The sequence below is a fragment of the Corynebacterium sp. SCR221107 genome, from assembly GCF_027886475.1.
Taxonomy (GTDB): Bacteria; Actinomycetota; Actinomycetes; order Mycobacteriales; family Mycobacteriaceae; genus Corynebacterium.
Map to the genome: position 1 here is coordinate 514460 of NZ_CP115670.1, position 16454 is coordinate 530913.

General features: G+C 60.0%; 21 protein-coding genes. 19 read left to right on the forward strand and 2 right to left on the reverse strand.

Going from position 1 to position 16454, the window contains the following annotated elements:
• The first annotated feature begins 108 nt into the window (after positions 1 to 108).
• Genes rpsH through rplO form a run of 6 tightly spaced genes read left to right on the forward strand, consistent with a single transcriptional unit; the run spans position 109 to position 2775 of the window.
• Entirely contained in the window at positions 109 to 507 is a 399-nt protein-coding gene (rpsH, locus tag PAB09_RS02425) for a 30S ribosomal protein S8 (protein ID WP_271034499.1), read from the forward strand.
• 15 nt (positions 508 to 522) lie between these two features.
• Complete coding sequence (rplF, locus tag PAB09_RS02430) at positions 523 to 1059, forward strand: 50S ribosomal protein L6 (protein ID WP_271034500.1); 537 nt, start codon at positions 523 to 525, stop codon at positions 1057 to 1059.
• Between the two features lie 2 nt (positions 1060 to 1061).
• On the forward strand, positions 1062 to 1469 hold the full coding sequence (rplR, locus tag PAB09_RS02435; protein WP_271034501.1) for a 50S ribosomal protein L18: 408 nt from the start codon (positions 1062 to 1064) through the stop codon (positions 1467 to 1469).
• Positions 1470 to 1509: 40 nt separating this feature from the next.
• Positions 1510 to 2136 (forward strand): 30S ribosomal protein S5, encoded by a 627-nt coding sequence (gene rpsE / locus PAB09_RS02440; RefSeq protein WP_271034502.1) that lies wholly within the window; start codon positions 1510 to 1512, stop codon positions 2134 to 2136.
• Positions 2137 to 2139: 3 nt separating this feature from the next.
• Positions 2140 to 2325 (forward strand): 50S ribosomal protein L30, encoded by a 186-nt coding sequence (rpmD, locus tag PAB09_RS02445; protein WP_271034503.1) that lies wholly within the window; start codon positions 2140 to 2142, stop codon positions 2323 to 2325.
• Positions 2326 to 2328: 3 nt separating this feature from the next.
• Positions 2329 to 2775 carry a 50S ribosomal protein L15 gene (gene rplO, locus PAB09_RS02450; protein WP_271034504.1) on the forward strand — a complete coding sequence of 149 codons (447 nt, stop codon included), beginning with the start codon at positions 2329 to 2331 and terminating at the stop codon, positions 2773 to 2775.
• A 103-nt stretch (positions 2776 to 2878) separates the two neighbouring features.
• On the opposite strand, the gene PAB09_RS02455 is transcribed toward rplO, so the two are convergent.
• On the reverse strand, positions 2879 to 3511 hold the full coding sequence (locus PAB09_RS02455) for an AAA family ATPase (protein WP_271034505.1): 633 nt from the start codon (positions 3509 to 3511) through the stop codon (positions 2879 to 2881).
• Between the two features lie 55 nt (positions 3512 to 3566).
• Positions 3567 to 4328 carry a formate dehydrogenase accessory sulfurtransferase FdhD gene (locus PAB09_RS02460; RefSeq protein ID WP_271034506.1) on the reverse strand — a complete coding sequence of 254 codons (762 nt, stop codon included), beginning with the start codon at positions 4326 to 4328 and terminating at the stop codon, positions 3567 to 3569.
• A 363-nt stretch (positions 4329 to 4691) separates the two neighbouring features.
• Here PAB09_RS02460 and secY point away from each other — a divergent pair, with 363 nt between their 5' ends.
• From secY to PAB09_RS02525, 13 genes are all read left to right on the forward strand, one after another.
• A complete protein-coding gene (gene secY / locus PAB09_RS02465; RefSeq protein ID WP_271034507.1) occupies positions 4692 to 6014 on the forward strand; it encodes a preprotein translocase subunit SecY in 1323 nt (440 codons plus the stop codon).
• Positions 6014 to 6559: an adenylate kinase gene (locus PAB09_RS02470; RefSeq protein ID WP_271034508.1), complete on the forward strand. Its 546-nt coding sequence runs from the start codon at positions 6014 to 6016 to the stop codon at positions 6557 to 6559. Before secY ends, PAB09_RS02470 begins: the two co-directional genes overlap by 1 nt.
• A 247-nt stretch (positions 6560 to 6806) precedes the next feature.
• Positions 6807 to 7601 (forward strand): type I methionyl aminopeptidase, encoded by a 795-nt coding sequence (map, locus tag PAB09_RS02475; RefSeq protein WP_271034509.1) that lies wholly within the window; start codon positions 6807 to 6809, stop codon positions 7599 to 7601.
• A gap of 85 nt (positions 7602 to 7686) precedes the next feature.
• Positions 7687 to 8436 (forward strand): L,D-transpeptidase, encoded by a 750-nt coding sequence (locus tag PAB09_RS02480; RefSeq protein ID WP_271034510.1) that lies wholly within the window; start codon positions 7687 to 7689, stop codon positions 8434 to 8436.
• Positions 8437 to 8743: 307 nt separating this feature from the next.
• Positions 8744 to 8962 (forward strand): translation initiation factor IF-1, encoded by a 219-nt coding sequence (gene infA / locus PAB09_RS02485; RefSeq protein WP_025251938.1) that lies wholly within the window; start codon positions 8744 to 8746, stop codon positions 8960 to 8962.
• Between the two features lie 230 nt (positions 8963 to 9192).
• Positions 9193 to 9561: a 30S ribosomal protein S13 gene (rpsM, locus tag PAB09_RS02490; RefSeq protein ID WP_025251939.1), complete on the forward strand. Its 369-nt coding sequence runs from the start codon at positions 9193 to 9195 to the stop codon at positions 9559 to 9561.
• Positions 9562 to 9564: 3 nt separating this feature from the next.
• Positions 9565 to 9969: a 30S ribosomal protein S11 gene (rpsK, locus tag PAB09_RS02495; protein WP_271034511.1), complete on the forward strand. Its 405-nt coding sequence runs from the start codon at positions 9565 to 9567 to the stop codon at positions 9967 to 9969.
• A 24-nt stretch (positions 9970 to 9993) separates the two neighbouring features.
• The gene (gene rpsD, locus PAB09_RS02500) at positions 9994 to 10599 is read left to right on the forward strand and encodes a 30S ribosomal protein S4 (RefSeq protein WP_271034512.1); all 606 of its coding nucleotides are present in this window, start codon (positions 9994 to 9996) and stop codon (positions 10597 to 10599) included.
• A 98-nt stretch (positions 10600 to 10697) separates the two neighbouring features.
• Complete coding sequence (locus PAB09_RS02505; protein ID WP_271034513.1) at positions 10698 to 11714, forward strand: DNA-directed RNA polymerase subunit alpha; 1017 nt, start codon at positions 10698 to 10700, stop codon at positions 11712 to 11714.
• A 76-nt stretch (positions 11715 to 11790) separates the two neighbouring features.
• On the forward strand, positions 11791 to 12294 hold the full coding sequence (gene rplQ, locus PAB09_RS02510) for a 50S ribosomal protein L17 (RefSeq protein ID WP_271034514.1): 504 nt from the start codon (positions 11791 to 11793) through the stop codon (positions 12292 to 12294).
• A gap of 124 nt (positions 12295 to 12418) precedes the next feature.
• Positions 12419 to 12616, forward strand: coding sequence for a YgaP family membrane protein (locus PAB09_RS02515; RefSeq protein WP_271034515.1), 198 nt, complete (start codon positions 12419 to 12421; stop codon positions 12614 to 12616).
• Between the two features lie 215 nt (positions 12617 to 12831).
• Positions 12832 to 13707 carry a tRNA pseudouridine(38-40) synthase TruA gene (truA, locus tag PAB09_RS02520; RefSeq protein WP_271034516.1) on the forward strand — a complete coding sequence of 292 codons (876 nt, stop codon included), beginning with the start codon at positions 12832 to 12834 and terminating at the stop codon, positions 13705 to 13707.
• Positions 13708 to 13787: 80 nt separating this feature from the next.
• Positions 13788 to 16415 (forward strand): DUF6541 family protein, encoded by a 2628-nt coding sequence (locus PAB09_RS02525; protein WP_271034517.1) that lies wholly within the window; start codon positions 13788 to 13790, stop codon positions 16413 to 16415.
• The last annotated feature ends 39 nt before the right edge of the window (positions 16416 to 16454 follow it).

Genomic DNA, 16454 nt, shown 5'->3' on the forward strand with positions numbered 1-16454 from the left:
GCTTTGCGGCTATTGAGCCGTGAAAGCGTGAAGTTGCCCGTAGCAGACGCGGTAACGCCACTTAGGGGTAGGAGGAACCGCAACGAGAAAGGCGCAAGGTCACTTTTCATGACCATGACTGATCCTATTGCCGACATGCTGTCGCGCGTGCGCAACGCAAACCACGCGCACCACGACACCGTGTCGATGCCTTCGTCCAAGCTCAAGGTGAACATCGCTGAGATCTTGAAGTCCGAGGGTTACATTGCTGATTACACCGTTGAGGATGCAAAGGTTGGCAAGCAGCTGACCCTGTCTCTCAAGTACGGCCCTTCCCGCGAGCGCTCCATCTCTGGTGTCCGCCGCGTGTCCAAGCCGGGTCTGCGTGTATACGCAAAGTCCAACAACCTGCCGAAGGTTCTCGGCGGCCTGGGTGTGGCTATCATCTCCACCTCCCAGGGTCTGCTGACCGATCGTCAGGCTACCGAGAAGGGTGTAGGCGGAGAAGTTCTCGCCTACGTCTGGTAAGGGAGGAGCGAAAACATGTCACGTGTTGGTAAGGCACCTATCGCTGTCCCATCCGGCGTCGAGGTCAAGATCGATGGCCAGGCCGTCGAGGTGAAGGGTCCTAAGGGCACCCTGAACGTCGTCGTTCCTGAGCCGATCAACGCTGCCCTCGAGGACGGCCAGATCGTCGTCACCCGTCCGGACGACCACCGCAAGTCCCGTTCTCTGCACGGTCTTTCCCGCTCTCTGATCAACAACATGGTTGTTGGTGTTACCGAGGGCTACACCATCAAGATGGAAATCTTCGGTGTTGGTTACCGTGTTCAGGCTAAGGGCAAGGACCTGGAGTTCTCTCTGGGTTACTCCCACCCAGTCCTCATCGAGGCTCCTGAGGGAATCACTTTCGCCGTTGACGGCACCACCAAGCTGTCTGTCTCCGGTATCGACAAGCAGAAGGTCGGACAGATCGCTGCCATCATCCGCCGCCTGCGTAAGGACGATCCTTACAAGGGCAAGGGCATCCGCTATGAGGGCGAGCAGATCCGTCGCAAGGTCGGAAAGACGGGTAAGTAAGCATGAGCAACAACGAGAACAACAACGGCAAGCGTCTGCCGGTGGGCAAGGATATCTCCACCCGCCGTCGCATCGCTCGCGCACGTCGCCACGACCGTATCCGCAAGCACCTGCGCGGTACCCCGGAGGCACCTCGCCTTGTCGTGCACCGCACCTCTCGCCACATGCACGTTCAGGTCATCGACGACATCGCTGGCCACACTCTGGCCGCTGCTTCCACCATGGAAGCCGACGTCCGTGCTCTTGAGGGTGACAAGAAGGCCAAGGGCGCTAAGGTTGGTCAGCTGATCGCCGAGCGCGCTAAGGCAGCTGGCATCGAGAAGGTCGTTTTCGACCGCGCTGGCTACAAGTACCACGGTCGCGTTGCTGCGCTGGCCGATGCAGCTCGCGAAGGCGGTCTGCAGTTCTAATGATCACCTTTAACCTGAACCTCAACGGAAGGATCGCGTAATGCCGGGACGTGAACGGCGTGACGGCGGACGCTCCGCCGACGACAACCAGAACAAGAACGAGCGCCGCGGCGGCCGCCGCGACGATCGTCGTAATCAGCAGCAGGACGAGCGCTCCCAGTACATCGAGCGCGTCGTGACCATCAACCGTGTCTCCAAGGTCGTGAAGGGTGGTCGTCGCTTCAGCTTCACCGCTCTCGTGATCGTCGGCGACGGCCAGGGCATGGTCGGCGTTGGCTACGGTAAGGCCAAGGAAGTTCCAGCAGCTATCCAAAAGGGTGCCGAAGAGGCTCGCAAGAACTTCTTCCGCGTTCCAATGGTTGCTGGCACCATCACTCACCCGGTTCAGGGTGAGGCCGCAGCCGGTATCGTGATGATGCGCCCGGCTGCCCCAGGTACCGGTGTTATCGCCGGTGGCGCTGCACGTCCGGTCCTCGAATGCGCTGGCGTTCAGGACATCCTGTGCAAGTCCCTGGGCTCCGACAATGCCATCAACGTGGTTCACGCTACTGTTGCAGGCCTGAAGCAGCTCGTTCGTCCAGAAGAGGTCGCTGCCCGTCGTGGCAAGACCCTGGAGGAAGTTGCTCCAGCTCGTATGCTGCGCGCCCGCGCAGGACAGGAGGCTTAAACCATGGCCCTCAAGATCACCCAGAACAAGGGATTGGTTGGCGCTAACCCGAAGCAGCGTAAGAACATCGCTGCCCTCGGCCTCAAGCGCATCGGCCACTCCGTCGTCCGCGAAGACAACGGTGCCACCCGTGGCATGATCCAGGTCGTGCGCCACATGGTCACCGTCGAAGAAGTGGCAGGGGAGTAAACAATGAGCGATCCAATCAAGCTCCACGATCTGCGCCCAGCAAAGGGTGCAAACAAGGCTAAGACCCGCGTTGGCCGCGGTGAGGCCTCCAAGGGTAAGACCGCTGGTCGCGGTACCAAGGGCACCAAGGCTCGTAAGCAGGTTTCCGCTGCTTTCGAGGGTGGCCAGATGCCGATCCACATGCGTCTGCCGAAGTTGAAGGGCTTCAAGAACAACAACAAGGTCTACTTCCAGGTAGTCAACGTTGCTGATCTCGAGAAGGCTTTCCCGAACGGTGGCGACGTTACCGTTGCCGACATCGTCGCAGCTGGCCTGGTTCGCAAGAACCAGCCGGTCAAGGTTCTCGGTAACGGTGAGCTGGGCGTCAAGCTCAACGTCACCGCGACTAAGTTCTCCAAGTCTGCAGTTGAGAAGATCACTGCCGCTGGCGGCACCGTCACCGAGGCTTAAGACTCAAACCGAGCCTTCATTAGGGCCCGTCCTCATTCCGAGGGTGGGTCCTTTTCTCTATTTCAGCCCATTCCGGTAGCGGGGTGCGCAATGATGCCTTAAACTATTGCGAAATTGTGTCAATTGTGTCAATTGTGTCAGTTGAGGCAATTATGGCCAGGGTTAAGTATGGTGCGCAAGGGGTAAAGAGTGTCGCGTTCACAGGGGTGTTGTGTTGATTAGTGAAAAGGACGCCCAGGGATGGGTCGAGGCGGGGCAATACCGCATCCAATGGGCTGGGGGAGGGGACCAGGGCATTCAACGTGGGGCCCTCAGTCAGCAACATCCCGTAGTTCCATCCATAGCGAATCTGGTCCTCGGTGGTGCCCGCGCTGCCTTGCACAGACAGCGTGGAGCTTCCGCAGATCGCTGTGGCCAGCGGCTCTGAGAGCATAGACTTGGCGGTGCCCGGCTCCCCTACAAGCATGAGCCCGCGGGAGCCGGCGAGAGTGACAACGCAGCGCTGCACGAGGGCGCGATCCCCGATGAACTTTGCTGGAATGTCCATCCCGCGCCCATCGCCGAGGCGAAGTCCCTCTCCGCCGCAAATGAAGGTCACGACCGCCGCGGGAGTAAGCAACCATCCCGGAGGCCGCTGACCTTGATCATAGGCGGCCAGAAAGCTGAGCTGATCGGCGAATTTCTCCTCCGGCAGTGGCATCTGATCGCGCGGAGCGCGCTGGTTGGGAGAGAGCATATCGAAGAGTTTAACGAGACCGCCTGCCGTTGGTGAAGCTTTGAGAAGCAGCCGTCTAGGCGAGCGCACCGTTATGCAGGTTGAAGGTGCCTGCTTGCGGGAAGATGTCCGTGGCGAGGAATGCGCCAGCCTGCTTGCAGGCCTCCACCGCAGCGGCCGTGGCGCTGCCTGTTGCAGCAATCCCCGAAAATCCTGCCCGTAGCGCATGCTTGACGACGCCTTCGGTCAGGGGAGCATCCACGAATAGAAGACCACCGGCCGTAGGCGAATCGTCGATAAGCAAGGATCCGATGAGCTTGTCGACGGCGGTGGAGGCGCCTAAGTCCTCGCGAACCAGGTGGAGCTGACCATTAGAGAACGCGGCGGCGGCGATGCCGGCTCCGGTCTTGGCCAACATTGGTGCCATTCTACGAGCCAGCGAGGGGATCTCGAGGATGTCAGGTGCCCCGAAAGCGCTGGGCACCACGGGTGTAATGGTAGGCGTGGATTCTGCGGTAGAAATAGTGGACGCGGGAACCCCGCAGGAGACACTAGTGTGCCTGGCCTGATAGGACGCGAGGCGGAGTACGGAGTGAGGGTCTAAGTCTACGTCGAGGGTGTTATAGGAATTTAGCCCTGAAGCATCCGCCCCCGAGCAGAAGCTGGCCTTGACCATGCCCGCCCTGTCCTGGATGATCCCCTCGCCAAAGAGGAAGCCGTTGACGAGCTCGATGTCGTGGCCGGGAACCCGCGCCACGCTCAGTACCCGAGTACCGTGCGCATTGACGTTGAGCACTGCCTCCTGCAGGAGGCGAAGTGGGCGATAGGCGCTTGTCACGGTAGTTGCATCACCGTGGGGGGACGCGGGTCCCTTTGTAGTGACAGTGACGTGACGGACTCGGCGTGCCGATGAAAGCCTACCCATAGCTGAACATTCCTCTATTCGAGAGACAATTGCAGCTGCATTCTAATGCCCCTAGCTCGCAGACATGAAGCTCAGGGGGTGCCCGCGCGGCGGGCGTGGCCTTGCACTTTGTGTCCATTGAAAGTGGTAGCCACGTGTGGACAATGGTAGAGTGGCAAGGTCAATTATGTATAAGTCTGCCTTTAGGGCTGTCTACGAAAATTAGTTCCCTCGATTGCGTTTGCCGTTTCCATCATCGGGATGGGGCACACTGCGACGAGGATCTCAGGAGGCCATGTGTCCGCCATACTTCAGGCATTTAAGGACGCGGATCTGCGCAAGAAGATTCTCATCTCGCTTGCGCTGATCATCTTGTACCGCATCGGTGCGCAGATTCCATCCCCCGGCGTCGATTACGCCTCGATTTCCGGTCGAATCCGTGAGCTGACCCAGGAGTCTGGAAGCGTCTACTCGCTCATCAACTTGTTCTCGGGTGGAGCGCTGCTGCAGCTCTCGGTGTTCGCCATCGGCGTGATGCCCTATATCACTGCATCGATTATCGTCCAGCTGCTGACTGTGGTTATCCCGCGCTTCGAAGAACTGAAGAAAGAGGGCCAGTCCGGTCAGGCCAAGATGGATCAGTACACCCGCTACCTGACCCTGGCGCTGGCGCTGCTGCAGTCTTCAGGCATCGTGGCACTTGCTGACCGTGAGCAGTTGCTTGGCCAAGGCGTGTCCGTCCTCAAGGAAGACCGCACCATCTTCGATCTGATCCTGCTGGTGTTCGTCATGTCCGCCGGCGCGATCCTGGTCATGTGGCTGGGCGAGATCATCACCGAGCGCGGCGTCGGCAACGGCATGTCGCTGCTCATCTTCGCTGGTATCGCCACCCGCCTGCCTTCCGACGGTGCGAACATCCTTTCCAGCTCCGGCGGCGTAGTCTTCACCGTCGTCCTCATCGCCGTCATCATTTTGGTGGTGGGCATTACCTTCATCGAGCAGGGACAGCGCCGCATCCCGGTTCAGTACGCCAAGCGCATGGTGGGTCGCCGCCAGTACGGTGGCTCTTCCACCTACCTGCCGCTGAAGGTTAACCAGGCCGGCGTTATTCCGGTCATCTTCGCCTCCTCGCTGATCTACATGCCCGTGCTGATCACCCAGATCATCAACTCCGGCTCGGCGACCGTGCCGGACAACTGGTGGCAGCGCAACGTCATCGCGCACCTGCAGACCCCGTCCTCGTACCAGTACATCATTTTGTACTTCGTGCTCATCATCTTCTTCTCCTACTTCTACGTCTCGGTGCAGTATGACCCGAACGAGCAGGCTGAGAATATGAAGAAGTATGGTGGCTTTATTCCTGGAATCCGCCCCGGCCGCCCGACGGCGGAGTACCTTGGATATGTGATGAACCGACTTCTGTTCGTCGGCTCCCTCTACTTGGGTATCATCGCAGTGCTTCCGAATATTGCCCTAGACTTGGGCGTTGGGGCTTCCTCCGCGCAGGCAACCCCGTTCGGCGGAACCGCAATCTTGATTATGGTTTCCGTGGCACTGACCACCGTGAAGCAGATCGAATCCCAGCTTCTGCAAAGCAACTACGAAGGACTTCTTAAATAATGCGACTCGTTCTCCTCGGCCCTCCCGGCGCTGGCAAGGGCACCCAGGCAGCCATCCTCTCCGAAAAGCTCGGCATTCCGCACATCTCCACCGGAGATCTGTTCCGTGCCAACATCGGCGAGGGCACCCCACTCGGTGTTGAGGCCAAGCAGTACATCGATGCGGGCAAGTTGGTGCCCACCGATGTCACCGCGCGTATGGTCAAGGCTCGCCTCGAGGAGGCAGACGCAAAGGACGGCTTCCTGCTTGATGGCTTCCCGCGCACCGTGGAACAGGCCGATATCCTTGCTGGCTTCCTTGAGGAATTCGGAACCAAGCTCGACGGCGTGATCAACTATCAGGTCTCTGAGGACGTGGTGGTCGAGCGCATGCTGGCCCGCGGCCGTGCCGATGACAACGAGGAGACCATCCGCACCCGCTTGCAGGTCTACCGCGAGGAGACTGCTCCTTTGATCGAGCACTATGGTGATCAGATCATCAGCATCATTGCAGAGGGCACCGTCGAGGAGATTAACGCTCGTACCCTCGAGGCACTGGGCAAGTAATCCTTCATGCGGGCACCGAGGTGCTCGAAGCCGGGTGAATCGCAAAGCCGCGATAACAACATAAGAGGTAGGCTCAGGCCAGCGCTTAGTTCGCAGGCTTGAGTCTTATCTTTTGTTCAACAGCAATGTTCGTGGCTCCGGGCGTGGAAAATTCCCCGGCACGCCTCCAGAGACTTCAACTACACAACTACAAATCAGTACGCGCTGCACAGAATCTACGCTGCGCAGCCACGACATAAGGACAATCATGGGCTTTCGCTCAAAGAAGAAGATGATCCCGGCCAAGACTCCGACAGAGCTAGATGCGATGGAGGCCGCGGGCGCGATCGTCGGCAAGGCATTGCAAGCTGTGCGCAATGAGGCCAAGGCGGGAATGACCACCCTCGACCTTGACCAGATCGCTGAAGAGGTCATTCGCTCGCACGGGGCCGTCCCCACATTCAAGGGCTACCAGGGTTTCCCCGGCTCCATCTGCGCCTCGGTCAACGACGTCATCGTGCACGGCATCCCCAATAAGGAGACGGTGCTCAAGGAAGGCGACCTGGTCAGCATTGATTGCGGCGCCACCCTTGACGGTTGGGTGGGAGATTCTGCCTGGAGCTTCGGCATTGGTGAGTTAGATACACGCGCACAAGCGCTGAATTCGGCCACCGAATGGGTACTCATGGAGGGGCTCAAGGCAATGGTGCCGGGCAATAGGCTTACCGACGTCTCCCACGCGCTGGAGTTGGCAACCCGCGCCGCGGAAAAGAAGTTCGGCGTGAAGCTCGGCATCGTTGACGGTTACGGCGGACACGGCATCGGCCACACCATGCACGAGGAGCCATACCTTGCCAACGAGGGTAAGCCCGGCAAGGGGCCAATTATCCAGGCTGGATCGGTTCTTGCGATCGAGCCCATGCTCACGCTGGGCAGCGTGGACAGCCTGGTACTTGACGACGATTGGACGGTCGTTACCGACGATGAGTCATGGGCGGCGCACTGGGAGCACACCGTTGCTGCTACGGACGATGGCCCGCGAATCCTCACTCCTCGAAACTAAGAACAGCCTGATTTTTTGTGAGGAAGATGGGGTAAAATCCCCGGTCGAGTTCTTATAACATGAAGAATCAAGTTATAGTGTCCGTATGAACTACAAGCCACGTCACGCACAGCAGGCGGTAACCAGCCGTAAGATCGCCGCGATGGCCGGTTCGGCCGCCGCCGCAACGGCCCTGTTGATGGCATCTCCCGCCACTGCTTCGGCACAGTCGGCTTTTTTGTCGTCGGGATTTGACATCAACGCGGCACTCGCCCAAATCAACCAGCAGACCCGCGAAAGCGCCTGGGGGGTACGCGTAGCCCTCGTTGCGCAGGCACAGGCCGCACTGCCGGCAGCTCAAGCCGCGCAGGCAGTCGCCATGATTGACGGTGCCGTCAACGGACTGTTCCCGGGCCTTATTGAAGAAATGACTCCGGCGCCTGCGCCAGCACTGGCCCCTGAACCGGAGCCGGCTCCGGTTGAAGCTGCCCCTGCCTTTGATCGTGGTTCGTGCCCTGACTGGGCCGAGGCCTGCATGGACATCAATGGTGGCCGCGCATGGCTGCAGTCCGGCGGCCAGGTCACCTACGTGGCGCCCGCCTCCGCTGGAGCCCCGGCCCCAGACACTGCTACACCGACCGGCGCTTTCAAGGTGCAGTACAAGGTCAAGGATGAAGTGTCGCGCCAGTTTAACAATGCGCCGATGCCAAACTCGGTGTACTTCACCCTCAATGGACACGCCTTCCATGCAGGTGCGGTTGGTGTTTTGTCGCACGGCTGCATCCACCTCAACTACGCAGATTCTGAGGTATTCTTCAACACCCTGCAGCCAGGCGACGACGTCTACATCTACTAAGAACAGAAGTTTCGGATTCGGGTGGAACCCAGCTCCGAATCACGCGCATCGTGACTAGCACACAGTCATCGCGTATCGCGTATTGAACACAAGCCCTCGAGATAACTTTTCTCAAGGGCTTGTGTTTTCTTTTGGGTAGCTGTAAGGTAGTCAAATGGTGTATGGGCATGTCTCGTGCATCAATAGGTAAGCAACTCAAATTTAGGGCTACCACCTGCATGAATTCCCTTGTTATCAAATGGGGGTAGGGGACAAAGATTATCCCGCAACCGGTTCATGCGTTGGGGCTCGAAGAAAAGTGGAGGCTATGGCTAAGGAAGGCGCTATTGAGGTTGAGGGCAAGATCATCGAGCCCTTGCCGAACGCAATGTTCCGAGTCGAACTCGATAACGGACACAAGGTTCTTGCTCACATCAGTGGCAAGATGCGTCAGCACTACATCCGTATCCTCCCGGAAGATCGCGTGGTAGTGGAGTTGTCTCCGTATGACCTCACCCGCGGTCGCATCGTTTACCGCTACAAGTAAAACAGAAGCCTCCTTGCTTCACTGACGCTGCGATGTTTCCAACCGGTTCGGGATTACTTGTGCCCAACCAAATTGAGATTTCCAAGTCGCGGTGTCACTCTCACCTTTGGCTGCGGTGGCCAAAGCCTCGTGTATCTCACCCCATCGTCCGGCGTCCGTCCGGGCAAAGTGGTGGTTGACGAGGACGAGTAAGGAGAAAACCACCGTAACAACCGGAAAGGTTTTGCCACATGGCACGTCTAGCTGGTGTGGACCTCCCTCGCAACAAGCGCATGGAGGTTGCACTCACCTACATCTACGGCATCGGCCCCGCCCGTGCCGCCAAGCTACTCGAGGAGACCGGCATCTCCCCAGATCTGCGCACCGACAACCTCACCGATGAGCAGGTTGCTGCTCTTCGTGACGTTATCGAAGCTACCTGGAAGGTCGAGGGTGACCTCCGCCGCCAGGTTCAGGCTGACATCCGTCGCAAGATTGAAATTGGCTCCTACCAGGGTCTGCGCCACCGCCGTGGCCTCCCGGTTCGTGGCCAGCGCACCAAGACCAATGCACGTACGCGCAAGGGTCCTAAGAAGACGATCGCCGGAAAGAAGAAGTAATACATGCCTCCTAAAGCACGCACTGGCGCACGCCGCACTGGCCGTCGCGTAGTCAAGAAGAACGTGGCCGCAGGCCACGCTTACATCAAGTCCACCTTCAACAACACCATCGTTTCCATCACGGACCCGAACGGTGCTGTTATCTCTTGGGCATCCTCCGGCCACGTCGGCTTCAAGGGTTCCCGTAAGTCCACCCCATTCGCCGCACAGCTGGCTGCTGAGAACGCTGCCCGCAAGGCAATGGAGCACGGCATGAAGAAGGTTGACGTCTTCGTCAAGGGCCCAGGCTCCGGACGTGAGACCGCTATCCGTTCCCTCCAGGCTGCTGGCCTCGAGGTAACCTCCATCTCCGATGTCACCCCACAGCCGTTCAATGGCTGCCGCCCGCCCAAGCGTCGTCGCGTCTAGTAGGAAAGGAAAAGGTAACTTACAATGGCTCGTTACACTGGCCCAGCAACCCGTAAGTCCCGCCGCCTCCGCGTCGACCTCGTCGGCGGAGATATGGCATTCGAGCGTCGCCCGTACCCACCGGGACAGGCTGGTCGCGCTCGCATCAAGGAGTCCGAGTACTTGCTGCAGCTTCAGGAGAAGCAGAAGGCAAAGTTCACCTACGGTGTCCTCGAGAAGCAGTTCCGCCGTTACTACGCCGAGGCTAACCGCCTGCCAGGCAAGACCGGTGAGAACCTCGTTGTTTTGCTCGAGTCCCGTCTGGACAACGTTGTTTACCGTGCAGGTCTGGCTCGCACCCGCCGCCAGGCTCGCCAGCTGGTCTCCCACGGCCACTTCACCGTAAACGGCAAGAAGGTCAACGTTCCTTCCTACCGTGTCTCCCAGTACGACATCATCGACGTTCGCGAGAAGTCCCAGAAGATGGTGTGGTTCGAAGAGGCTCAGGAGAACCTCGTTGACGCAGTCGTACCTGCTTGGATTCAGGTCGTTCCTGCAACCCTGCGCATCCTCGTGCACCAGCTGCCCGAGCGCGCTCAGATCGACGTTCCGCTGCAGGAGCAGCTCATCGTCGAGCTTTACTCGAAGTAATCGATCCGTGGCGCATATGTGCGCTACTACGCATTACTTTTCCCATCCTTTCCGCCCCATTCGACGTCAAATAGTGGTCGTCACACAAGGAGAGTTCAATGCTCATTTCTCAGCGCCCAACCCTGAGCGAAGAGGTCGTCGACGCTGCCCGTTCTCGATTTGTCATCGAGCCGCTGGAGCCGGGTTTCGGCTACACCTTGGGCAACTCGCTTCGCCGCACCCTGCTGTCTTCCATCCCGGGAGCGGCAGTCACCAGCGTCAAGATCGATGGTGTACTCCATGAGTTCACCACCATCTCTGGCGTGAAGGAAGATGTCTCCGACATCATCTTGAACATCAAGGGTCTGGTTCTGTCGTCTGAGTCTGACGAGCCAGTCGTGATGTACCTGCGCGCCGAAGGCCCAGGCGTGGTTACCGCTGGGAACATCGAAACCCCAGCCGACGTGGAGATTCACAACCCGGATCTGCACCTAGCCACCCTTAATGAGCAGGGTCGTCTTGAGATCGAGATGATTGTCGAGCGTGGACGTGGCTATGTGCCCGCCACCCAGTACTCCGGCGTAACCGAGATTGGCCGTATCCCGGTCGATCAGATTTACTCCCCGGTCCTGAAGGTGAGCTACAAGGTCGAGGCAACTCGTGTCGAGCAGCGCACCGACTTCGACAAGCTCATCATCGATGTCGAGACCAAGAACTCCATGGCCCCGCGCGACGCCCTGGCGTCGGCAGGCAAGACGCTGGTGGAGTTGTTCGGCCTCGCCCGCGAGCTGAACACCGCTGCCGAGGGCATCGAGATCGGCCCGTCCCCGCAGGAGACGGAGTACATCGCTGCCTACGGCATGCCGATTGAGGATTTGAACTTCTCCGTTCGTTCCTACAACTGCCTGAAGCGTCAGGAGATCCACACCGTCGGTGAGCTCGCTGAGTGCACCGAGTCGGATCTGTTGGATATCCGTAACTTCGGTCAGAAGTCCATCAACGAGGTCAAGATCAAGTTGGCCGGTTTGGGTCTGACCCTCAAGGATGCTCCGGAGGACTTCGATCCGACGCAGCTCGAGGGCTACGATGCCGAGACCGGCGACTACGTGGACCTGGACGCGGAAGATTCCGAGTAAAAAGCAATTTTCGGAAGGGTAGCGCACGCGCTGCTGCTTCCACGCGCTCACTAAACCTGTACACGAGGAGTACACAATGCCTACACCTAAGAAGGGCGCCCGTCTCGGCGGTTCCGCGAGCCACCAGAAGCACATTCTGTCTAACCTCGCGGCACAGCTTTTCGAGCACGGTGCCATCAAGACCACCGACGCCAAGGCGAAGATGCTTCGTCCCTACGCTGAGAAGCTCATCACCAAGGCCAAGGCTGGTTCTGTTGCCGATCGTCGCAACGTTGCCAAGCTTATCCCGAACAAGGACGTCGTGAACTACCTGTTCAACGAGCTCGCTCCGAAGTTCGAAAACCGTGAGGGTGGTTACACCCGCATCGTCAAGCTGGAAAACCGCAAGGGCGATAACGCTCCGATGAGCCAGATCTCTCTGGTTCTCGAGGAGACCGTCTCCGCCGCCGCAACCCGTACCACCGCTGCTGCTGCCGCAAAGGCAGAGGCACCAGCTGAGGAAGCCGCACCTGAGGCTACCGAGGCTGCAGAGGCTGAGGTTGCAACCGAGGCTCCGGCAGAGGAGTCCGCTGAGAAGTAATAACTTCTTTGCACTGTGAAAGGCGTCCCATTGGGGCGCCTTTTTTTAGCGCAAAACGATACCCACGGGGGTATAGTTGGTGGTGTCCGTTCCCGTCGCTTCTTTCGAAAGGATGCGCACAACCATGAAGCCCAACGAGTCCTCCACCGATCGCATCGTCCGCCTCGTAGCGGGAATTGTTGCCCTCGTCGCCGCCTATATGGCGGGCATGAATACAGTAGGCGGTATTATCTTGCTGGTGATCGGCCTCATCGCCGTGATCACCGGTGCCGTGGGTTTCTGCCCGCTGTACCGCCTGTTCAACTTCAGCACTAAGAAATAACCTCTAGGTCGCCTGCTGCTTGCCTTCGACACGGTGGCAGGCGGGTTGCCTTTGTCTCACCGAGGCGCACCGTTCCCGCAGTGTTTAGCATGCGGGGTCACGGCGGCCACTTGGTCGCACGGTGGCGCTCCATGCCTGGCGAGACAAGGTCTGGGCTTGCCCCACCAACGCCGGGCCGGGGTTGTTTAGCTACACACTACTCAAGGGGATTGCCTGTGAGCGATGCACGCGATGCGCTGGTACGTCTGCGCCTCGATCTGGCCTATGACGGTAGCGGCTTTCATGGCTGGGCCAAACAAGGACAGTCGCAGCTGCGGACGGTGCAAGCAGAGGTGGAGCGGGCATTAGAACTGATCCTGCGCGTGCCCGTCGAGCTGACAGTTGCCGGTCGCACCGATGCCGGCGTCCATGCCGCCGGTCAGGTGGCCCACTGCGACATCCCGGCGTCGAGTCTGGATACCCGCAGCATTGACGGTGACCCGACCCGACTTGTACGCAGGCTAGCTCGATTGCTGCCGGAGGACGTGCGTGTTCATGCTTGCACGTTCGCCCCGGCCGGATTCGATGCGCGCTTTTCCGCTTTACGACGCCACTACCGCTACCGCATCACCACCCATCCCCGTGGTGCCCTGCCCACACGGGTCACTGATACTGCCACCTGGATCCACCAGGTTGACCTGGATGTCATGCAGGCGACCGCGGATGCCTTCCTAGGGCTGCATGACTTCGCCGCGCTGTGTAAGCACCGCGACGGGGCAACCACCATTCGTGATCTTGAGGTCTTCGAATGGGCGGATGTCTCTACCACAGCCGAACCCTTGACCTTTGAGGCAACAGTGGTTGCCGACGCCTTTTGCTGGTCTATGGTGCGTTCCCTCGTAGGCGCCTGCTTGGTGGCAGGGCAGGGGCGCCGGCCCGCCGATTTCGCCACGCGCCTACTCGGTGAGACCGCCCGCTCATCCCTGGTGCCGTTGGCGCCAGCCAGGGGCCTGTCACTAGTCGGGGTGGACTACCCGGACGATGACCAGCTCGCGGCCAGGGCGGCTTCGACCCGCGCCATGCGCACGCGGGAGGAGATTGAACCCATCTAGCGCGAGCCAAGACGGTTGGAGAGCGCCAACTTGGTATAATTTCGCACGTCAACTGTGCCTATCAAGGAAGGTATTCGCTCGTGGAGTCGCTGCCGGAGATCACGCAGGTTGCCGTCATCGCCATAGCCGTGTTCCTGATCCCCGGCTTCGTGCTCAACCTCATTTCCGGAACGAAGCTCCCGTGGGCGATCGCCGCCGCGGTGCCCACCAGCTTCGCCATCTTCGGCTTCACCGGGTGGCTCACCGGGCAAACCGGCATCCGTTACGGCATCCCCACCGTCGCCGCGATGTGGATCCTGCTGTGCATCGGGGCGTTTTTCTTCCACCGACTAGTGCGCCGGCGCCGGTCACGAACCCAGCTTGCACCCGCCCCCGCGGCTCGCACGGGTTGGTGGCGCGCAGGTGGGCGTCGGAAAGCAAGAAATGCTGAAGCACAGTCAACCAGTAACGGGCAAGCAACCTCGCCCATGCAGGAGCCATCAACCACAACGGACGCTGCCGCAAGCACGCTTGCCGACGTTCACGGCGCCGCGCCCACTGCGGTGACTTCTACCGATCACGGCGCCCCAATGGTCATCGCCCCAAGTCCCAGCCAGCCGGGCACCGGCGGGGAACAAGGTTTTCTTTCTCGCCACAACGTGACCTGGATCCTGCCGGGACTGGGCGCTATCGTGGGGTGCCTCCTTTTCCTGCGCGCTAGCATCAAGCAATTTGCCGGATTCGAATACACGCTGGGCGATATCTTCCAAGGCTGGGATGTGCACTGGCATGCCAGCGTGGTGCGTTGGGCAATGGACTCCGGCATCGTCGATCCCACGCGCATGGGCGAGCTGCGCAACCTCGACGGACACGCCACGATGTACTACCCCTCCGGATGGCACGCCGGCGCGGCGCTGGTCGGCGATATCGCAAAAATCACCCCGATCGAGGCAACCAACCTGACCGGTTTCGTACTTCCGGCGCTTGCTCTGCCACTGTCCGTGGCATTGCTGGCCTGGCGGATCGTGGGGAATCGAGGGCTGATGGCTCAGCTGGGCGCGGGTCTGGCGGGGATTGGAATCTACGCCTTCCCGACTGTGTTCTGGATCGGCAACTATGTCGGCGCCTGGCCCTACGTGGCGGCCATTTGTATGACCGGAATTGTCATCGCCTTGTTCATGTCGGTGCCTACCAACCCAGAACGAGCGCTGGCGGCAGGGCTATCCTTCATGGCGGTGGTGATGGTCCACCCCTCTGCCGCAACCGTCGTCGTGGTGTTCTTGGGTCTCTGGTGGCTGGCCAAGCTTGTTTTCCAGCCAAGTACCCCGGCCGCCGGGTTTTCCGGTGGGCTCAAGGTGCGCGCCAGGGATTTTGGCCTGCTGGCGCTGACGGGTGGCATCGCCGGAGCGTTGCTGCTGCCACAGCTGCTGGCCGGTTCCGAGACCACCGAAGAAGTGGCGGCCTATACAGACATCCAAGAAGTGACCCGCGCCGAAAGTTGGGGACAGGTCTTTACGATGGCCACCCGCCACACCGACGAATTTGGGCAGCTGAACTGGGCGCCGATGTTGGTGCTCGCCGCCATCGGCGCGATCGTTGCTGCTTGGAAGCTCAACCTGTGGGCACACCTGACCTTCGCCTTCAGCGCCTGGGTCACCACCAACTCCATATGGCCGTACCCTCAGCCCTGGGATCGCTGGCTCGAGGTCATCGGCGCGCTGCACTACAACTCGGCGCACCGGCTCATCATGCCGATCGCTATGCTGCTGTGCGCGGCAGCCGGTGTCGGCGCCGCCGCCCTCATTCGGCTGATCAGCGGATCCGTGCTGCGGAGCGACATCGCCCGACGCATCAGCGCCGTCGTGTCCATCATCTGCGGATTGGTAGTAGGGGCAGTGTTCGTACCGCTCGTGGAACCGGCAGTACGCGAAGGCGCGGACTTTGCCATCGGTAGCCCCCACGATTCCCGCCTTGTCGGTGACGCCGACCGACGCGCCTTCGACTGGCTGGCCAAGCAGCCCAAGTCCTACGAAGGAACCATCATGGGTGAGCCTGCCGACGGCCACGGCTGGATGTATGCCTACAACAGCCTTCCGGCCATCATGAAGCACTACGCACTGCCCACCTATGATGACGGCAGCGCGGAGGACCTGCTCGTGCAGTACGCTCACCTCGTCGGCGCCGGCAATCATGGCGACGCCCGCACCCGCAACAAGGTCGACTGGGCCTATGATGCGCTCGAAGTCAATTACTTAATGGCCTCACCGCCGAACTTCTGGGCCTTCCAAAAAGAAAACCGGGCGCTAAACTCCTGGCTGTATACCTCCCCGGGCCTGACTCTGGTCTACAAGGACGGCCCGATCGCCATCTTCGCCGTCAATGCCCACTTCAGCGATGCGCAACTAGAAGCCATGCGGGAGGCCGGCTCACCGGATCCGCTACCGGAACAGCTCACCTACGGGGAATTGGGGATCGACCTGGAAGCCACCGTCGACGAGCTGGCCGGCACAGGGGCACCTGGCACCGCCGACATCGAGCTCGACCGCGGCGACACCTCGCAGGCACCCGAAAGTGGAACCGATGACGATGGCAACGAGTATCTCTACGGCGATGCCACCACAAAACGCGACGTCAACCCCTATAACGTTCCGTATTATCACCGTCCGACGGTCAAGGATCAGGGCGGAATTGATATAACCGAGGTCACACCGGACCCCGTATCTTACTAGGCTGGAGGGGACTGTTTCTTATAGCCGTGGCTCAACAGA